Genomic DNA, 17,096 nt, shown 5'->3' with positions numbered 1-17,096 from the left:
GGCAAGGAGTGAATATCACTTGTGAGTCTTGCTGCAACAGAAGGGCGCAAGAGCGCCTGCCGTCGCGGCAAGGGGCGCCATTCTAGAGAAGCCCCTGAGCACAAGCAAGGTGGACTGGTGATTATTTGAGCAGCGACAGCAACGGGAAAGCCCAACCGGCAGGCCCGCTGGCCGGCGACAGGGCCACAGGGACAGCGGATCGCCAGCCAGCAGACTACCGCGAGTTACGGCTTGCTCTTGCTGCTGCGCTGGCGCAGCGCCTCGAACAGACAGACCCCGGTCGCCACCGAGACGTTGAGACTGCTGACGCTGCCGGCCATCGGCAGCTTGACCAGGTAATCGCAATGCTCCCGGGTCAGGCGACGCATGCCCTTGCCCTCGGCGCCCATGACCAGCACCGTCGGCCCGGTCATGTCGTGCTGATACAGCTCCTGCTCGGCCTCACCGGCAGTGCCAACCACCCACAGCCCGCGCTGCTGGAGCTTTTCCAGGCTGCGCGCCAGGTTGGTCACCGCCACCAGCGGAATCACCTCGGCAGCGCCACAAGCCACTTTGCGCACCGTGGCATTCAGCGTGGCCGATTTGTCCTTGGGCACTATCACCGCCAGCGCACCCGCCGCATCGGCGGTGCGCAGGCAGGCGCCGAGGTTATGCGGATCGGTCACCCCATCCAACACCAGCAACAGCGGCGGGCCGATGGCGCGATCGAGCAACTCCTCGAGCATCGCCTCGCCCCACACCTGGCTGGGGCTGACATCGGCGACCACCCCCTGATGCACGCCCTCGACCCAAGCATCCATCTCGCGGCGCTCGCACTGACCGACGGCGACCCGCGCCTGCGCGGCCAATTCCAGCAGAACCTGCACCCGCGGATCGTTGCGTCCTTCCGCCAGCCACACCTGCTTGACCCGCTTGGGGTGATGACGCAGCAACGCTTCCACGGCATGCACGCCGTAGATCTTTTCCAACTGACTCATGGTTTTGCCTTACGTTTGCGCGGCCCACTACCGGCGGTTGGCGCCCCGCTCTTGGGCGGCCCTTTACGGTGCTTGGCGGATTTGGCGTCCGTACTGGCCGGCCTGGCGGACTCGCTTTTGGCGCCACGGCCCTTGCCCTTGGACTCGGCCAGCAGCGCTTTCTTCAGCTCGCGGCTTTTCTCCACATCGCTACCGCCGGCAGCGGCAACCCGCTCACCCCGGCGCCCGGTTCGGCTCGCGGCCGATTCGAAACCGCCGCGCCGGCGCCCGGCCGGTGCATCCACGACGCTCTGGGCCATTTCGAAGTCGATCTTGCGCTCGTCCAGATCGACCCGCATGACCTTGACCTCGACCGTGTCGCCAAGGCGGAAGTGACGCCCACTGCGCTCGCCGGCCAGGCGATGGTGCACCGGATCGAAGTGGTAGTAGTCGGCCGGCAACGCGGTGACGTGCACCAGGCCTTCGACATAGATATCGGTCAGCTCGACGAACAGGCCAAAACCGGTCACGGCGGTGATCACCCCCGGGAAGGTCTCGCCGACGCGATCTTTCATGAACTCGCACTTCAGCCAGTTCACCACATCGCGGGTCGCCTCGTCGGCGCGCCGCTCGGACATCGAACACTGTTCGCCGAGCTGTTCCAGAGTCGGCTCGTCATAGGGATAGATGCGCGCCTTGGGCATGCTCGCCGCCCCCGCGCGCTTGACGTGCGGGGTGTCGTGCTTGGAGCGGATCACGCTGCGAATCGCCCGATGGATCAACAGATCCGGGTAACGCCGGATCGGCGAGGTGAAGTGGGCATAGGCTTCGTAGTTCAGGCCGAAGTGGCCCTGATTGTCGGCGCTGTACACCGCCTGACTGAGCGAGCGCAGCATCACGGTCTGGATCAGGTGGTAATCCGCACGACCGCGAATGCTCTCCAGCAGCGCCTGGTAGTCCTTGGGCGTCGGGCCATCCTTGGATTTGCCACGGTGCAGGGACAGCCCCAACTCGGTGAGAAAAGCCTTGAGCTTCTCCACCCGCTCGGGCGGCGGACCGTCGTGCACGCGATACAGCGCCGGGATTTCATGCTTCTGCATGAACGCCGCGGTGGCCACGTTGGCGGCGAGCATGCACTCCTCGATCAGCTTGTGCGCATCGTTGCGCTGGGTCGGCCGGATCTCGGCGATCTTGCGTCCGGCGCCGAAGACGATCCGCGTCTCCTGGGTCTCGAAGTCGATGGCACCACGCTCGTGGCGCGCCGCCAGCAACACCTGATACAAGGAGTAGAGCTGCTTGAGGTGCGGCAGCACTGCCTTGTACTCGCCGCGCAGGGCCTTGCCTTCAACGCCTTTCGGCTCTTCGAGCATGGCACTGACCTTGTTGTAGGTCAGGCGCGCGTGGGAGTGGATCACCGCCTCGCAGAACTGGTAGTCGATCATTTTGCCGGTCTTGGAGATGCTCATCTCGCAGACCAGGGCCAGACGATCCACCTGCGGATTCAGCGAGCAGAGGCCGTTGGACAGCTCCTCCGGCAGCATCGGGATCACCCGCTCGGGGAAATACACCGAGTTGCCGCGCACCTGCGCCTCGGCATCCAGCGCCGAATCGACCTTCACATAGTGGGAGACGTCGGCGATCGCCACGTACAGCTTCCAGCCGCCGGAAAACAGCCGCCAGTTGCCGCCATTCTTCTCGCAATAGACGGCATCGTCGAAATCGCGGGCATCTTCGCCGTCGATGGTGACGAACGGCAGATGACGCAGATCGATGCGTTTTTCCTTGTCCTTGTCTTCGACCTCAGGCTTGAGCTTGCGCGCCTCCTTGACCACGGCCTCGGGCCAGACGTGGGGAATGTCGTAGCTGCGCAGCGCGACATCGATTTCCATGCCCGGCGCCATATAGTTGCCAACCACCTCGAGCACATCGCCCTGTGGCTGAAAGCGCGGGGTCGGCCAATGGGTGATTTTCACCTCGACGAACTGACCCTGCTTGGCGCCGGCATTGCGCCCCGGAGTAACCAGCACCTCCTGCTGGATCTTCGGGTTGTCGGCGACCACGAAACCGATACCGCTCTCTTCGTAGTAGCGGCCGACGATGGTTTCATGGGCGCGGGTCAGCACTTCGACGATGCCGCCCTCGCGGCGCCCACGCCGATCCAGGCCGGTGACCCGCGCCAAGCCACGGTCGCCATCGAAGACCAGGCGCATTTGTGCCGGGCTGAGGAACAGATCATCGCTGCCGTCGTCCGGAATCAGAAAGCCGAAACCGTCGCGGTGGCCGCTGACCCGCCCGAGGATCAAGTCCAGCTTATCCACCGGCGCATAAGTGCCACGGCGGGTATAGATTAATTGGCCGTCGCGCTCCATGGCGCGCAGCCGACGGCGCAACGCCTCGACCTGCTCTTCGGTGGTCAGGCCGAACTCGTCGAGCAACTGTTCACGGTTCGCCGGGGAACCACGCTCGGCGAGGTGTTGCAGGATTAGCTCGCGACTCGGGATGGGGTTTTCGTATTTTTCCGCTTCACGAGCGGCCTCAGGGTCGAGGGATTGCCAGTCGGCCATTAGAGAGAGTTCACCTTTTCTATATAAATTCGATTTGCCATGTGCCTATTGAAGCGCGAAACCACTACCCGGGTCAGCCCAGCACACAGAATAAAATTTTTTGCGCGCAGGGCTTTACAAGTAAAAAGTCGATCCGTATTATGCGCGCCACAACGACGGGAAACGAAGTTAACCGAGTTGTAGTTGATAGCAAACAAGCAACATTTGCAATCAATGCCCAGGTGGTGAAATTGGTAGACACGCCAGCTTCAGGTGCTGGTGACCTTACGGTCGTGGAAGTTCGAGTCTTCTCCTGGGCACCAATTCAAAAAAACCGAGCCAAGCGCTCGGTTTTTTCTTGCCTGCGATTTACCTCGGCACCCACCCAGCGCGCCAGACGGGCGCGCACCGGCGGTTAAATCAACCATCACCCAGCAGGGCGTATCAGCACTCACGCCAGGTGACGGCCCCGTCCGGCAGCTATACGCGAAACTGCCCCAGACTGGCTTTCAGCTGCCTGGCCAAGCCATCCAGCACCCGCCCACTGTCGGCCGTAGCCGCCACCGCTTCGGCCGCCCGCTGCGCCTCGACATGAATCACCTCGACCCGCCCACGCACCGCATCGGCACCTTGCGCCTGATGCGCCGCCGCCTGAGTCGCCGCATTGATGGCGCCATGCACTTCCTCTACCGCCGCCTGCACCGACTGCTGCACCTTAGCGCTTTCCAGCAGCGCAGCCAGGCCCTGATCCGCCTGCTGCCCGGCCTGGCCGATGGCGCCCACCGCCTCGCGCGCGCCTTTTTGCAAGGCACCGATATGCGCCTGAATATCGCCGGTCGACTGCTGGGTCTTGCTCGCCAGCGCACGCACCTCGTCGGCCACCACGGCAAAACCGCGACCGCTCTCGCCGGCGCGCGCCGCCTCGATGGCGGCATTCAAGGCCAACAGATTGGTCTGCTCGGCGATGCCATGGATCACCGTCAGCACCACTTCGATCTGCTCGCTCTGCCTGGCCAGGCGCTCGATCACCGCCGCACCATCGCCAACCCGCAGCACCAGGGTCTCCATCGCCCCACCGACCCGCGCCGCAATCGCCGCATTATCCTGGGTGGCCTGACGAATCGCCGCCACCCGCTGCAAGGCTTCCTGCATGGCCTGGCTTTCCGCCTGCGCCTCGCCTGCCATCTGCGCCAAAGCCTGCAGACTGCCCGCCACCTCGTCGCGCTGACGGCCAGCCGCCGCCTCGGCCGCCGCACTGCGCGAGGCCAGACTGCCGATTTCCTGCCCGGTAAGCACCGCCACCTCGCCCGCCTCGCGCACGATGGGCTGCAACCTGGCGACAAACCGATTGACCGCGGCCGCCATCTCGCCCACCTCGTCACGGCTGTCCAGCTCGACTCGCCGGGTCAGATCGCCCTCGCCCTGCGCCAAGTCCTGCAAGGCCGCGATCAGCAATTGCAGGCGACTCAGCACCCGCCAACCGAGCACCAGCGCCACCGCCAGCAATGCCAGCAAACCGACCACCAACAACCCGACGGCGATGCGCCAGCGCAAGCTCTCCGCGGCCGCTCGAACCGAGCTCAGGCTACCCTGCGCCATAGCTTCGGCCGCCTGCTGCGCCTCGTTCAAGCGCCGCTGCAACGCCTGAGTACTTTTGCCTGCAGCACTGGCCAGGCTGACGTCCACCAACTCGCCGGCATTATCCACCAGAGCAGAGAAACGCCGATCCAGCGCTTGCAACTCCTGCTCCACCGCCGCCCTCGACAGGCCCAACTGAACCTTGCCGATCGACGCGCCCATGGGATTGATGGCCACCTCGACCATATACACCTGGGGATCGCGCGACGCCGCCTCGACCAGCTTATCCAGCGCGGTATCGCCCTGACCCGCCGCAACCAAAGCCCGCACCCGCGCATCGCTGCGGTTGAAGTTGCGGGTCAGGCGCTGCCCTTGCGCATCGTAATAGACGGCAAACAAGACCGCCGGATCGCGCTGAGCGATTCGCGTGAACGCCGTCAGCGCCGGCACATCGCCATCCCATATGGCCTTGGGCGCAACACCAGCCAGCAGCTGCGCCATGGCGCTGCCCGACTGCTTGAGATTCTCCTCGAGCACGCCACGCAACTGCTCCTGCTCCGCCTGCAGCCGCCCAGATAACGACGCACCAAGGCTCTCGCGGGTATTTGCCGACAAGGCGACCAAGCCCTGCACCACCTCACGCTCGGCGGCGTCCAACTCACCGCCCAAGCGCTGGCTATCGCCCTCCAGGCGCGTCGCCAGATCGGCCACCAGATCGTCCACCGTCGTGCTGGTCAGCCATCCAGCCAGGAGCACCTGTACCAACATGGCAACACCCAAGGCGATAAATACCGGACGCAACAAGCGACTGTGCAGTAATGCGAACATGGCGGACAAGGCTCCACTTCTTTCAAATCAGGACAGCTTATAGCCATTGATCGGCCGCAAAATACAAAGCTGAAGCCAACCGCATAAAACGACAAAGGGCCGCCCATGGCGACCCTTTGCCCTACCGCTCACGACAATCAGGCGAACGGATGGCGCAGCACGATGGTCTCGTTGCGATCAGGGCCCGTAGAGATGATGTCGATCGGCGCACCGACCAACTCTTCCACGCGCTTGATATAGGCCCGCGCATTGGCCGGCAATTCGTCCAGGGTCTTGGCGCCCAGGGTCGACTCGCTCCAGCCCGGCAGATCCTCATACACCGGCTGCAGACCCAGATAGCTGTCGGCATCGGTCGGCGCATCGACCAGCACTTCGCCGTTCTGATCCTTGTAGCCGACGCAGATACGGATGGTCTCCAGACCATCGAGCACATCCAGCTTGGTCAGACACAGGCCGGAAATACTGTTGATTTCGATGGCGCGACGCAGGATCACCGCGTCGAACCAACCACAACGACGGGCGCGGCCGGTGGTGGAACCGAACTCATGGCCACGCTTGGCGAGAAAAGCACCGGTCTCATCGAACAGTTCGGTCGGGAACGGCCCCGAGCCGACGCGGGTGGTGTAGGCCTTGGTGATGCCGAGGATGTAATCCAGGTACATCGGCCCGAAACCCGAGCCGGTGGCAATGCCGCCAGCGGTGGTATTGGAGCTGGTGACGTAGGGGTAGGTGCCGTGATCGATGTCCAGCAGCGAACCCTGGGCGCCCTCGAACATGATGTCCTTGGATTCGCGACGCATCTCGTGCAGCACCGCCGTCACGTCGGCCATCATCGGCTTGAGCAACTCGGCGTATTCCATGCACTCGTCCAGGGTTTTCTGGAAGTCGATGGCCGGCTCTTTGTAATAGTTCTGCAACACGAAGTTGTGGTAATCGAGCAGCTCGCCGAGCTTGGCGGCGAAACGCTCGCGATGGAACAGATCGCCGATACGCAAGCCGCGCCGCGCCACCTTGTCTTCGTAAGCCGGGCCGATGCCGCGGCCCGTGGTGCCGATCTTGGCATCGCCACGGGCTTTCTCGCGGGCCTGATCCAGGGCCACGTGATAGGGCAGGATCAGCGGGCAAGACGGGCTGATGCGCAGACGCTCGCGCACCGGCACACCCTTTTCTTCCAGCTTGATGATTTCTCGCATCAGCGCATCAGGAGCAACCACCACGCCATTGCCGATAAGGCACTGGACGTTCTCGCGCAGGATGCCCGAGGGGATCAGGTGCAGGACGGTTTTTTCACCGTCGATAACCAGGGTATGACCGGCATTATGGCCACCCTGATAACGCACGACGGCGGCAGCCTGTTCGGTGAGCAGGTCGACGATCTTACCCTTGCCCTCATCGCCCCACTGGGTACCCAGGACTACGACATTCTTACCCATAACACTTGTCCTCTTCGCGCAAGCTTGATGTCGACCACGGCCGACGGAAACAATTTGGGGTGGCCAGCGCGAACGACCCGCCATGGGGCGCAGCCCGCGCATGACCAACCTGAATCAGCTCAGCCAGCCAGCGGCGTCACCTGCCAACGGCCATCACACAGCAATAATTGACGATCGCAGCCCACCGCACGCGCATCGGCCAAAGCCTGTCCAGGCAGGGCCTGCACCACACGCTCACCTTCGCCACGCAGTCGCTGCAGCGCCTGCCACAGGTACACATCATGATTATCCGGCGCCCAGATACCCGCCGGCAGTTCGCCGAGCGGCATCTGCCCGAGGCTGACCAGGGTTTTCAGATCGGTGGAGAACCCCGTCGCCGGACGCGCCCGGCCGAAGTCCGCGCCGATATCGTCATAGCGGCCGCCCTGGGCTATCGACTGACCGACCCCCGGCACGAAGGCGGCGAAGACCACGCCGGTGTGATAGCGATAGCCGCGCAACTCACCCAGATCGAAGTACAACGGCAACTCCGGGTAACGCAGACTCAGCGCATCGGCAATCGCCAGCAAGTCGTCCAGCGCGGCATGTACATCGTCCGGCGCCTCGACCAGGCAAGCCTGCGCCAAGTCCAGCACCTCACGCCCCCCACAGAGTTCGGCCAGGGCGCGCAGCATCTTGCACAGCGCCGCCGGCAAGGCCTCCGTCAACTGCACAATCTCATCCATGGCCTTGCGCTGCAGCGCATCGAACAGCTGCTGCTCGACCTCGCCAGACAAACCGGCGGCGCGCGCCAGGCCACGATAGATACCGACATGGCCGAGATCCATATGGATATCGGGCACCTGCGCCAGCCCCAAGGTATCCACCAACAGGCTGATAACCTCCACATCACTGGCCGGGCTGGCGTCGCCATACAGCTCGGCACCCAACTGGATCGGGCTGCGCGAGGTGGTCAGGGCGCGCGGTTGGGCATGCACCACGCTACCGGCATAACACAGCCGGCTCGGCCCTTCGCGGCGCAGGGTATGCGCATCGATCCGCGCCACTTGCGGCGTGATATCGGCACGAAAACCCATCTGCCGGCCCGACAACGGGTCGGTCACCTTGAAGGTGCGCAGATCCAGATCCCGACCGGCGCCGGTAAGCAGCGATTCCAGGTATTCGATATGCGGCGTCACCACGAATTCATAGCCCCAGCGCTGGAACAGATCCAGCACCTGACGGCGCGCGACTTCAATGCGCGCCGCTTGCGGCGGCAGTACTTCTTCGATGCCATCTGGCAATAGCCAGCGGTCTACCGTTGCCATTTCGCCATTCCCCTCTTGAACCGGGCGGCACAAGCCATCAGTGAAGCAAATAAAGGAAAGCCGTACCCAGCAACATGCTGGTCAGCCCCGTCAGTCGCAGCCGTCGATCCGACAGCCTTGCAAGCTGTGCGACTGCCCCACGCCAAAGGCGTGGATAGAGGAAGGGCAGGATGCCTTCCAGAACCAGCAATAGACAAAACGCAATGCCCAATTCCTGCCACATGATACCCACAGACGCAAAAAAGCCGGGATTTTCCCGGCTGCCGCATAATACCACGTTTTCCTCAGCGGTCACCCCGGCGGACGCTTCGCGCCCGCCGGGACGAAGGTCAAGGCTTGGACTTTTCCAAATAACGGAAGAAGTCACTGCTCGGATCCAACACCAGCACGTCACGCTTATCGGCGAAGCTCTCGCGGTAAGCCCTCAGGCTGCGATAGAACGAGTAGAACTCCTGATCCTGGCCATACGCCTTGGAGTAGATAGCCGCCGCCTGGGCATCCCCATCGCCGCGCAGCTCTTCAGCTTGACGGTAGGCATCGGCCAGCAGCACGCGCCGCTGACGGTCGGCGTCGGCACGAATCCCTTCGGCCAACTCCCGACCCTTGGCGCGGTGCTCGCGCGCTTCGCGCTCACGTTCGGAGCCCATGCGGTCGAATACGCTGCGGTTGACCTCTTTCGGCAAGTCGATGCCCTTGACCCGCACATCCACCACCTCGATCCCCAACTCGGACTGCGCGGCCCGGTTCAGCGAAGCGGTGACATCCGCCATCAGCGCATCACGCTCGCCCGACACCGACTCGTGCAACGTGCGCTTACCGAACTGGTCACGCAGCGAAGCTTCCAGACGGCGCGCCAGACGCTCGTCGGCAATCTGCTTGACCCCGGAGGTGGCCGTGTAATAGCGCTCGGCATCCAGCACCCGCCACTTGGCGAAGGCATCGACCATCAACGCTTTCTTTTCCAGCGTAAGGAAACGCGAGCTGGAGGAATCCAGGGTCAGCAGGCGCGCATCGAACTTGCGCACCTGATTGACGTAAGGAACCTTCACATGCAAGCCCGGCTGCACGTCCGGCTGGACGATGCGACCGAACTGCAGCAGTACCGCCCGCTCGGTTTGCGCCACGATATAGAAGCTGTTCCAGGCAACCAAAGCCAGGACAACACCAACAATCAGGGCGATCAGCGATTTATTGCTCATCAGCGGCTCTCCCTTGTACGCAGCTCAACCTGACGCGGGTCGCTGCTCACGCGCGCCCCCAGGTCGGCGGCGCCCGCACCCGATATGGCACTGGATCCAGCACTGCTGCGACCGTCGATCATTTTATCCAGCGGCAGGTAAAGCAGGTTGTTCTGCCCCTTGTCGCCAGTCACCAACACCTTGCTGGTATTGCTCATCAGCTCCTGCATGGTGTCCAGATACAAACGCTCACGCGTGACTTCCGGCGCCTTGCGGTACTCGGCCACCAAGGCGGTAAAGCGATCCGCCTCACCCTGGGAACGCGAAATCACTTCATCGCGGTAACCACTGGCATCCTCGATCAAGCGCTGAGCCTGGCCGCGCGCCTCGGGCACCACGCCGTTGGCGTAGGTTTCCGCCTGGTTCTTCTCGCGCTGCTCGTCTTCACGGGCACGGATCACATCGTCGAAGGCTTCCTGTACTTCGCGCGGCGCAGCCGCACTCTGCAGGTTGACCTGGGTCACATTGATACCGGTGCGATAGGTATCGAGGAAACGCTGCAAGCGCTCCTTGACCTCACTGGCCATCAGCTCACGGCCTTCGGTCAGCACCTGATCCATCTCGGTGGAACCGACCACATGGCGCACGGCGCTGTCGGTGGCGTGTTGCAGGCTCATTTCCGGCTGATCGACGTTGAGCACGAAATCCTGCAGATTGCCGATCTTGTACTGCACGGTCAGCGGTACTTCGATGATGTTTTCGTCCTCGGTGAGCATCTGCCCCTGCTTGCTGTAAGCACGCTCGCGGGTGACGTTCTCCTGGAACTTGCGATCGATCGGCGGGAAGTAGATGTTCAGGCCCGGCCCTACGGTTTCGTAGTATTTGCCGAAACGCAGCACCACGGCCTGCTCCTGCTCATCGACCACGTAGATCGCGCTGTACAGCCACACGGCCGCGAGCAAGCCCAAACCTATGAATAGCAGACCGAAACCACCGCTTTTACCAGCGCCGTCGTCACTGCCACGTTTCTTACCGCCACCGAACAGCCCATTGAGGCTTTCCTGCAGCTTGCGGAAGGCCTCGTCGAGATCCGGCGGCCCCTTGCGATCACCGCCACGGCGGCCGCCCCAAGGATCCTGATTGTTCGAGTTGCCACCCGGCTCATTCCAAGCCATAGCGCTCTCCATCTAATAAAGCAAAGACGCGCCCACGGCGCGCCGACCAATGCTACCGAATGCCAGCCATCAGCGGCAAAGCCACTGCCGCAGGCTTTATTGCAAAGTGTGTTGCTCGATAAACTCCAACGGCTGCAAACCTGCCCGAGTGACCAGTCGATTCAACTCAATCCGCGGCAGGCGGACGGCTAACAAACTGCTGCCATCCTCGGCATGCTCCTCGCTTTGCACCGCACCCAGGGCGAAAAACTGTGCCCGCAGCCGCGCCAGGCGCTGCGGCAACTGCAAGGTCGCGATAAACAGGTCATCGCCCAGCAACTCGGCAATCGCCTGTTTCAACAGCGGCAGGCCACGCCCGTCACGAGCGGACAACCAGACCCGCTGCGGCTTGCCATCGGCATCGCGCTGAATCTGCGGATCAACCCCTTCGAGCAGATCCAGCTTGTTGTACACCTCGAGTATCGGCAACTCGTGCGCACCGATCTCGCCCAGCACCGCCATGACCTGCTCGATCTGCTGATCGCGCTCAGACTCATGGGCATCGATCACATGCAGGAGCAAGTCGGAATTGCTCGATTCCTCGAGGGTCGCCCGGAAGGCCTCGACCAGTTTATGCGGGAGATGGCGAATAAAGCCCACCGTATCGGCCAACACCACCGGCCCCAGGTCGTCCAGCTCCAGCCGGCGCAAGGTCGGATCCAGGGTAGCGAACAGCTGATCGGCAGCGTACACATCCGACTCGGTCAGCGCATTGAACAGGGTCGACTTGCCGGCGTTGGTATAGCCGACCAGAGACACCGAAGGGATATCTGCGCGCTTGCGTCCGCGCCGCGCCTGCTCGCGCTGGCTACGCACCTTCTCCAGCTTCTGCTTGATCTGGCGAATGCGTACCCGCAACAAGCGGCGGTCGGTTTCCAGCTGGGTCTCGCCCGGCCCCCGCAGACCGATACCCCCCTTCTGCCGCTCCAAGTGGGTCCAGCCGCGCACCAGGCGAGTACTCAGGTGATCCAACTGGGCCAGTTCGACCTGCAGCTTGCCTTCGTGAGTACGCGCGCGCTGGGCGAAAATATCGAGAATCAGACCGGTGCGATCCAGCACCCGACACTCGAAAACCCGCTCAAGGTTACGCTCCTGACTGGGCGTGAGGATGTGGTTGAAGATAACCAGATCGGCCTCGAGGGTCTTGACCTGATCGCGCAACTCCTCGACCTTGCCGCTGCCAATCAGGTATTTCGCGGTCAGCCGGCTGCTCGGCACGCTAAGAAAGGCCACAGTATCGGCACCGGCCGAGACGGCCAGCTCCTGAAACTCTTGCGGATCTTCGCGCGCCGCGCAATCTTGACCATCCAGATGAACCAGGACAGCCCGCTCACCCCCTTCATGGCGCTCGAAGAACAATACAACCTCCTAAATCAGGCGTTGCCTGGTTCGGCTTCAGCCAGCTCAGTCTCGGAAACGCTCGGCAAACGCACCGGACGGCTTGGCACCACAGTGGAGATGGCGTGCTTGTAGACCATCTGGCTGACGGTGTTTTTCAGCAAAATCACGAACTGGTCGAAAGACTCGATCTGACCTTGCAGCTTGATGCCGTTGACCAGGTAGATGGAAACCGGGACGCGTTCCTTACGCAGGGTATTCAGGTAAGGGTCTTGTAGCGAATGCCCTTTTGACATGTGTCGCACTCCTTTGAAAATCAATAATTAATAGTTTTAGTAAAGCAATAAACAATTTCAGGCCCTTACCCCCAAGGATAGACGGCCCATGGCAAGGTCTCAGGTCAATATGGAGGCCGCTGCCAGGTATTTCAAGGTGCGCGGCAGATTGTCACACGCCAGGCTATCCAGCCAGTGCAAATCGGCCCAACTGCGCAACCAGGTAAACTGTCTTTTGGCCAGCTGTCGCGTGGCAATGATGCCGCGCTCGCGCATCTGCGCCTCGCTCAGGTTGCCCTCCAGGAAATCCCACACCTGGCGATAACCCACCGCCCGTATAGACGGCAACCCCGGGTGCAGGTCACTTCTCTGACGCAGGCGTTCGACCTCGTCGACAAAGCCCTGTTCCAACATCGCCTGAAATCGTTGTGCAATGCGCCCATGCAACATCTGGCGCTGCGCCGGGGCAATGGCCAAGCGCGCGACAGTATAGGGGAATTGTCCCGCGCCGGAGGCGCCCGTGAGATGATTTTGCGCAGCCTGGCGCTGGCGGTGCGCGGTCATGCTCAGACCACTGAGGCGGTACACCTCCAGCGCCCGAATCAAGCGCTGCGGATCGTTGGGATGGATGCGCGCCGCGGACTCGGGGTCGAGCGCCTGCAGCTCGCGGTGCAGGGCATCCCAGCCTTCGGCCTGGGCGCGGGCCTCCAGCTCGGCGCGCACCTGCGGATCGGCGCCGGGCATATCGGCCAAGCCTTCGAGCAGCGCCTTGTAATACAGCATGGTGCCGCCGACCAGCAGCGGGATACGCCCGCGCGCGCTGATCTCGGCCATCGCCGCCAGGGCGTCGGCACGAAACTCGGCGGCCGAGTAGCTTTCGGCCGGGTCGCGAATGTCGATCAGACGATGGGGAAACTCGGCGAGGGTGGCTTTGTCGGGCTTGGCGGTGCCAATGTCCATGCCACGATAGATCAAGGCCGAGTCGACGCTGATCAGTTCGCACGGCAGCACCCGCGCCAGCTCCAGAGCCAGATCGGTCTTGCCGGCCGCAGTCGGGCCCATCAGGAAAATCGCCGGGGGCAGGCGCTCGGACATCGTCAATGCTTCTCGGTGGGGTGCGAACGCCAATCGGCCGCCGCCTGGTCAGCGGCCACGCAGGAACAGCTTATCTAGATCGTCCATGCCCAACTGCGTCCAGGTCGGCCGACCATGGTTGCACTGGCCGCTGCGCTCGGTGTGTTCCATGTCGCGCAGCAGGGCATTCATTTCCGGCAGGCTCAGGCGCCGATTGGCGCGTATCGCCCCGTGACAGGCCATGGTGCCGAGCAGCTCGTTGAGGTGCGCCTGAATCCGGTCGCTGGTGCCGTACTCGAGCAAGTCGGCCAGCACATCGGCCACCAGGCGATTGGCTTCGGCCTGCTTGAGCAGCGCGGGAATCTGCCGGATCGCCAGGCTTTCCGGGCCCAGGCGCTGCAACTCGAAACCCAGGCGCTGGAACCATTCGGCATGCTCCTCGGCGCAATCCGCCTCGCGCTGACTGACCGCCAGCGATTCGGGCACCAACAATGGCTGGCCGCGCAGGCCTTCGCTGGCCATGGCGACTTTCAGCCGCTCATAGGTGATCCGCTCGTGCGCCGCATGCATGTCGACCAGCACCAGCCCCGGCACGTTTTCGGCGAGGATATACACGCCCTTGAGCTGGGCGATGGCATAACCGAGCGGCGGCACATCGTCCTGCGCCTCGGGCAGGCTCGCCGGAGTCACGCTCAGCGGTGCGAAAAACTCACGATAAGCCCCCTGTGCTTCGCCAGTCGGCACTCCGGCCGGCGGCCGTTGGCCCTGATAACCGGCCCCCGGCGAACGCCAGATCGACTCGCCCGGCGTCGGCTCGAGCAAGCTGGCCGCCAGACCGATCTCGCCCTGGGCGCCGAACTCGCCGGCCGCCTGCCCGGTCGGAGTCAGCATGCCGCTCACCGCCGCCGGCGCTGCCAGCTGATCCTCCGGGCGCACATCGCCCAGGGCACGATGCAGGGTGCCGTAAAGAAAATCATGAACCATGCGCCCGTCGCGAAAGCGCACTTCGTGCTTGGTCGGGTGCACGTTGACATCGACCACCGCGGGATCGATCTCCAGGAACAGCACAAAGGTCGGATGCCGGCCATTGAACAGCACATCGCGATAGGCCTGACGCACCGCGTGGGCGACCAGCTTGTCGCGCACCGTGCGCCCGTTGACGTAGAAATACTGCAGATCCGCCTGACTGCGCGAGAAGGTCGGCAAACCGACCCAGCCCCACAGGCGCAAGCCATTGCGCTCGACCTCGATGGGCAGCGCCTGCTCGAGAAAAGCCGAGCCGCAGACCGCCGCCACGCGCCGCGCACGACTGACATCGTCATGCGCCTCATGCAGCCCGAGTACGCTCTTGCCGTTATGGCGCAGGTGAAAGGCCACGTCGAAACGTGCCAGCGCCAGGCGCTTGATGACTTCCTGCAGGTGATCGAATTCGGTTTTTTCGGCCTTGAGAAACTTGCGCCGCGCCGGGGTGTTGAAGAACAGGTCGCGCACTTCCACCGAGGTGCCCACCGGGTGCGCCGCCGGCTGCACCCGCGGCTGCATGTCGCGGCCTTCGGTTTCCACCTGCCAGGCCTGCCCGGCAGCGGCCGTGCGCGAGGTCAGGGTCAGCCGCGCGACCGAGCTGATCGAGGCCAGGGCCTCGCCACGAAAGCCCAGGCTCATCACCTGTTCGAGGTCTTCGAGCTCGCGAATCTTGCTGGTGGCATGCCGGGCCAATGCCAGCGGCAGGTCGTCCGGGGCAATGCCACTGCCGTCGTCGCGCACCCGCAGCAGCTTGACCCCGCCTTGTTCGACGTCCACTTCGATGCGGCGGGCACCGGAATCCAGGCTGTTCTCGAGCAGCTCCTTGATCACCGAGGCCGGCCGTTCGACCACCTCGCCGGCGGCGATCTGGTTGGCCAGTCGCGGACTGAGCAGCTGGATGCGCGGGTCACCAGTCATGGCTGAACCGCCAGCGTAGCGGTCGGGATTTGCAGGGTCTGGCCGACCTTGATCACGTCGGAGCGCAGTGCGTTGGCACTGCGCAGGGCGCCCAGGCTGACCTGGTAACGCAGCGCGATCAACGCCAGGCTCTCACCGGAACTGACCAGGTGCTCGTGCGGCCCCTGGGCAAGTTTGCCGTTATCGCGCTGCCAGGCGAGGTAGCTGCCGGGCGGCGGGTTCTGCTGAAAAAACTGCCGCACCCCGGTCACGATAGAGCGCGCCAGCGCCTGCTGATGGCCGGCACTGGCCAGCTTGCGCGCCTCATTGGGGTTGGAGATGAAGCCGGTCTCGACCAGGATCGACGGTATATCCGGCGATTTCAACACCATGAAGCCGGCCTGCTCGACCCGGCGCTTATGCAGCGGGGTGATGCGCCCCATATTGCTCAGCACCTTGTTGCCGACATTCAGGCTGGACGACAGCGAAGCGGTCATCGACAGATCCAGCAACACCCCGGCCAGCATGCGGTCTTTATCATCCAGACTGACATTGCCGGCGCCGCCGATCAGATCCGACTGGTTCTCCGAGTCGGCCAACCAGCGCGCCGTCTCCGAGGTGGCGCCGCGATCCGACAGGGCGTACACCGACGCACCGAAGGCCGCCGCCCGCGGCGCCGCATCGGCATGAATCGAGACGAACAGGTCGGCGCCCTTCTTGCGCGCGATGTCGGTTCGCTTGCGCAAGGGAATAAAGTAGTCGCCGGTGCGCACCAACTCACCGCGAAAGCCCTTCTCGGCATTGACCTGGCGCTGCAATTCCTTGGCGATGGCCAGGGTCACGTGCTTCTCGAACTGGCCCTTGACCGGCGACAGCGCGCCCGGGTCTTCGCCACCGTGGCCGGCATCGATGGCGATGACGATATCGCGCTTGCCGCTGGGCATCGGCGTCAACTTGGCCGACGCCTGGGTCGGCGCGACCGGCACCGGCGGCGCGCTGGCCACCTGAGTCACGGGCAGAGCGGGGGCAGCGCCCGCCTCCTGGTCGAACAGGTCGACCACCAGGCGATGGCCGTATTGCTGGTTGGGCGCCAGGACGAAACTCTTCGGCGTGACCTGCGCCGCCAGATCGATCACCACCCGCAGATCCTCGGCCGTGCGTTGCGCCGAGCGCATACCGGTAATCGGCGTATTGCTCAAGGCCAGGTTATCGAACTGGGTCGCCAGCTTGGCGCCACTGACATCGATGACGATGCGATCCGGTGCCGTGAGGGTAAACACGCTGTGCTGCACCGGACCGGACAGGTCGAACACCAGGCGCGTGTTGTCCGGTGCCCGCCACAGCCTGACGCTGCGCACATCCGAAGCGGCAAGAACCTCGACAGCCAGCGCCGCCAGTACCACTCCAACCGCGATGAAACGCGCGCCTATGCGCATACCCGACCCCATTTTG

General features: G+C 63.5%; 13 protein-coding genes, 1 tRNA gene and 1 pseudogene. 1 reads left to right on the top strand and 14 read right to left on the bottom strand.

Annotated features, from left to right (window positions below):
• Positions 1–224 precede the first annotated feature (224 nt).
• The gene (gene rlmB, locus P8H27_RS06185; RefSeq protein ID WP_289635840.1) at positions 225–977 is read right to left on the bottom strand and encodes a 23S rRNA (guanosine(2251)-2'-O)-methyltransferase RlmB; all 753 of its coding nucleotides are present in this window, start codon (positions 975–977) and stop codon (positions 225–227) included.
• Positions 974–3,520 carry a ribonuclease R gene (rnr, locus tag P8H27_RS06180; RefSeq protein WP_289635839.1) on the bottom strand — a complete coding sequence of 849 codons (2,547 nt, stop codon included), beginning with the start codon at positions 3,518–3,520 and terminating at the stop codon, positions 974–976. Before rnr ends, rlmB begins: the two co-directional genes overlap by 4 nt.
• Positions 3,521–3,735: 215 nt before the next feature.
• On the opposite strand from rnr, the gene P8H27_RS06175 reads away from it, so the two are divergent.
• Positions 3,736–3,822: transfer RNA gene (locus P8H27_RS06175), tRNA-Leu, on the top strand.
• 157 nt (positions 3,823–3,979) lie between these two features.
• On the opposite strand, the gene P8H27_RS20605 is transcribed toward P8H27_RS06175, so the two are convergent.
• From P8H27_RS20605 to P8H27_RS06120, 12 genes and pseudogenes are all read right to left on the bottom strand, one after another.
• Positions 3,980–4,864 (bottom strand): methyl-accepting chemotaxis protein, encoded by an 885-nt coding sequence (locus tag P8H27_RS20605; protein WP_374761334.1) that lies wholly within the window; start codon positions 4,862–4,864, stop codon positions 3,980–3,982.
• A pseudogene (locus tag P8H27_RS20600) lies at positions 4,838–5,098 on the bottom strand (HAMP domain-containing protein); the annotation flags it as partial. The gene P8H27_RS20605 and the pseudogene P8H27_RS20600, both read right to left, overlap by 27 nt.
• Positions 5,099–6,042: 944 nt before the next feature.
• Positions 6,043–7,338, bottom strand: a complete 1,296-nt coding sequence (locus tag P8H27_RS06165; RefSeq protein WP_289635837.1) for an adenylosuccinate synthase — start codon at positions 7,336–7,338, stop codon at positions 6,043–6,045.
• A 119-nt stretch (positions 7,339–7,457) separates the two neighbouring features.
• Positions 7,458–8,645, bottom strand: coding sequence for an ATP phosphoribosyltransferase regulatory subunit (locus P8H27_RS06160; protein WP_289635836.1), 1,188 nt, complete (start codon positions 8,643–8,645; stop codon positions 7,458–7,460).
• Positions 8,646–8,682: 37 nt separating this feature from the next.
• Positions 8,683–8,868, bottom strand: a complete 186-nt coding sequence (locus P8H27_RS06155) for a DUF2065 domain-containing protein (RefSeq protein ID WP_289635878.1) — start codon at positions 8,866–8,868, stop codon at positions 8,683–8,685.
• A gap of 106 nt (positions 8,869–8,974) precedes the next feature.
• The gene (gene hflC, locus P8H27_RS06150; RefSeq protein WP_289635835.1) at positions 8,975–9,844 is read right to left on the bottom strand and encodes a protease modulator HflC; all 870 of its coding nucleotides are present in this window, start codon (positions 9,842–9,844) and stop codon (positions 8,975–8,977) included.
• Positions 9,844–10,998 carry an FtsH protease activity modulator HflK gene (hflK, locus tag P8H27_RS06145; protein WP_289635834.1) on the bottom strand — a complete coding sequence of 385 codons (1,155 nt, stop codon included), beginning with the start codon at positions 10,996–10,998 and terminating at the stop codon, positions 9,844–9,846. The genes hflC and hflK overlap by 1 nt, the downstream gene beginning before the upstream one ends.
• Positions 10,999–11,094: 96 nt before the next feature.
• Positions 11,095–12,396 (bottom strand): ribosome rescue GTPase HflX, encoded by a 1,302-nt coding sequence (gene hflX / locus P8H27_RS06140; RefSeq protein ID WP_289635833.1) that lies wholly within the window; start codon positions 12,394–12,396, stop codon positions 11,095–11,097.
• 14 nt (positions 12,397–12,410) lie between these two features.
• On the bottom strand, positions 12,411–12,671 hold the full coding sequence (gene hfq / locus P8H27_RS06135; RefSeq protein ID WP_090501586.1) for an RNA chaperone Hfq: 261 nt from the start codon (positions 12,669–12,671) through the stop codon (positions 12,411–12,413).
• A gap of 99 nt (positions 12,672–12,770) precedes the next feature.
• On the bottom strand, positions 12,771–13,745 hold the full coding sequence (miaA, locus tag P8H27_RS06130) for a tRNA (adenosine(37)-N6)-dimethylallyltransferase MiaA (protein WP_289635832.1): 975 nt from the start codon (positions 13,743–13,745) through the stop codon (positions 12,771–12,773).
• Between the two features lie 48 nt (positions 13,746–13,793).
• Complete coding sequence (gene mutL, locus P8H27_RS06125) at positions 13,794–15,665, bottom strand: DNA mismatch repair endonuclease MutL (RefSeq protein ID WP_289635831.1); 1,872 nt, start codon at positions 15,663–15,665, stop codon at positions 13,794–13,796.
• On the bottom strand, positions 15,662–17,092 hold the full coding sequence (locus P8H27_RS06120; RefSeq protein ID WP_374761330.1) for an N-acetylmuramoyl-L-alanine amidase: 1,431 nt from the start codon (positions 17,090–17,092) through the stop codon (positions 15,662–15,664). Before P8H27_RS06120 ends, mutL begins: the two co-directional genes overlap by 4 nt.
• Positions 17,093–17,096: the final 4 nt, after the last annotated feature.

It is taken from the genome of Pseudomonas sp. sp1636, from assembly GCF_030376615.1.
Classification (GTDB): domain Bacteria; phylum Pseudomonadota; class Gammaproteobacteria; order Pseudomonadales; family Pseudomonadaceae; genus Aquipseudomonas.
Note: the sequence above shows the minus strand (reverse complement) of the source record. Positions and strands in the feature narration are given on the sequence as shown.

Bases quoted from the DNA above. Each gene is read 5' to 3' on its own strand.
- rlmB (WP_289635840.1), bottom strand. From the start codon at position 977: ATGAGTCAGTTGGAAAAGATCTACGGCGTGCATGCCGTGGAAGCGTTG.
- rnr (WP_289635839.1), bottom strand. From the start codon at position 3,520: ATGGCCGACTGGCAATCCCTCGACCCTGAGGCCGCTCGTGAAGCGGAA.
- P8H27_RS20605 (WP_374761334.1), bottom strand. From the start codon at position 4,864: ATGGCGGCCGCGGTCAATCGGTTTGTCGCCAGGTTGCAGCCCATCGTG.
- P8H27_RS06165 (WP_289635837.1), bottom strand. From the start codon at position 7,338: ATGGGTAAGAATGTCGTAGTCCTGGGTACCCAGTGGGGCGATGAGGGC.
- P8H27_RS06160 (WP_289635836.1), bottom strand. From the start codon at position 8,645: ATGGCAACGGTAGACCGCTGGCTATTGCCAGATGGCATCGAAGAAGTA.
- P8H27_RS06155 (WP_289635878.1), bottom strand. From the start codon at position 8,868: ATGTGGCAGGAATTGGGCATTGCGTTTTGTCTATTGCTGGTTCTGGAA.
- hflC (WP_289635835.1), bottom strand. From the start codon at position 9,844: ATGAGCAATAAATCGCTGATCGCCCTGATTGTTGGTGTTGTCCTGGCT.
- hflK (WP_289635834.1), bottom strand. From the start codon at position 10,998: ATGGCTTGGAATGAGCCGGGTGGCAACTCGAACAATCAGGATCCTTGG.
- hfq (WP_090501586.1), bottom strand. From the start codon at position 12,671: ATGTCAAAAGGGCATTCGCTACAAGACCCTTACCTGAATACCCTGCGT.
- miaA (WP_289635832.1), bottom strand. From the start codon at position 13,745: ATGTCCGAGCGCCTGCCCCCGGCGATTTTCCTGATGGGCCCGACTGCG.
- mutL (WP_289635831.1), bottom strand. From the start codon at position 15,665: ATGACTGGTGACCCGCGCATCCAGCTGCTCAGTCCGCGACTGGCCAAC.
- P8H27_RS06120 (WP_374761330.1), bottom strand. From the start codon at position 17,092: ATGGGGTCGGGTATGCGCATAGGCGCGCGTTTCATCGCGGTTGGAGTG.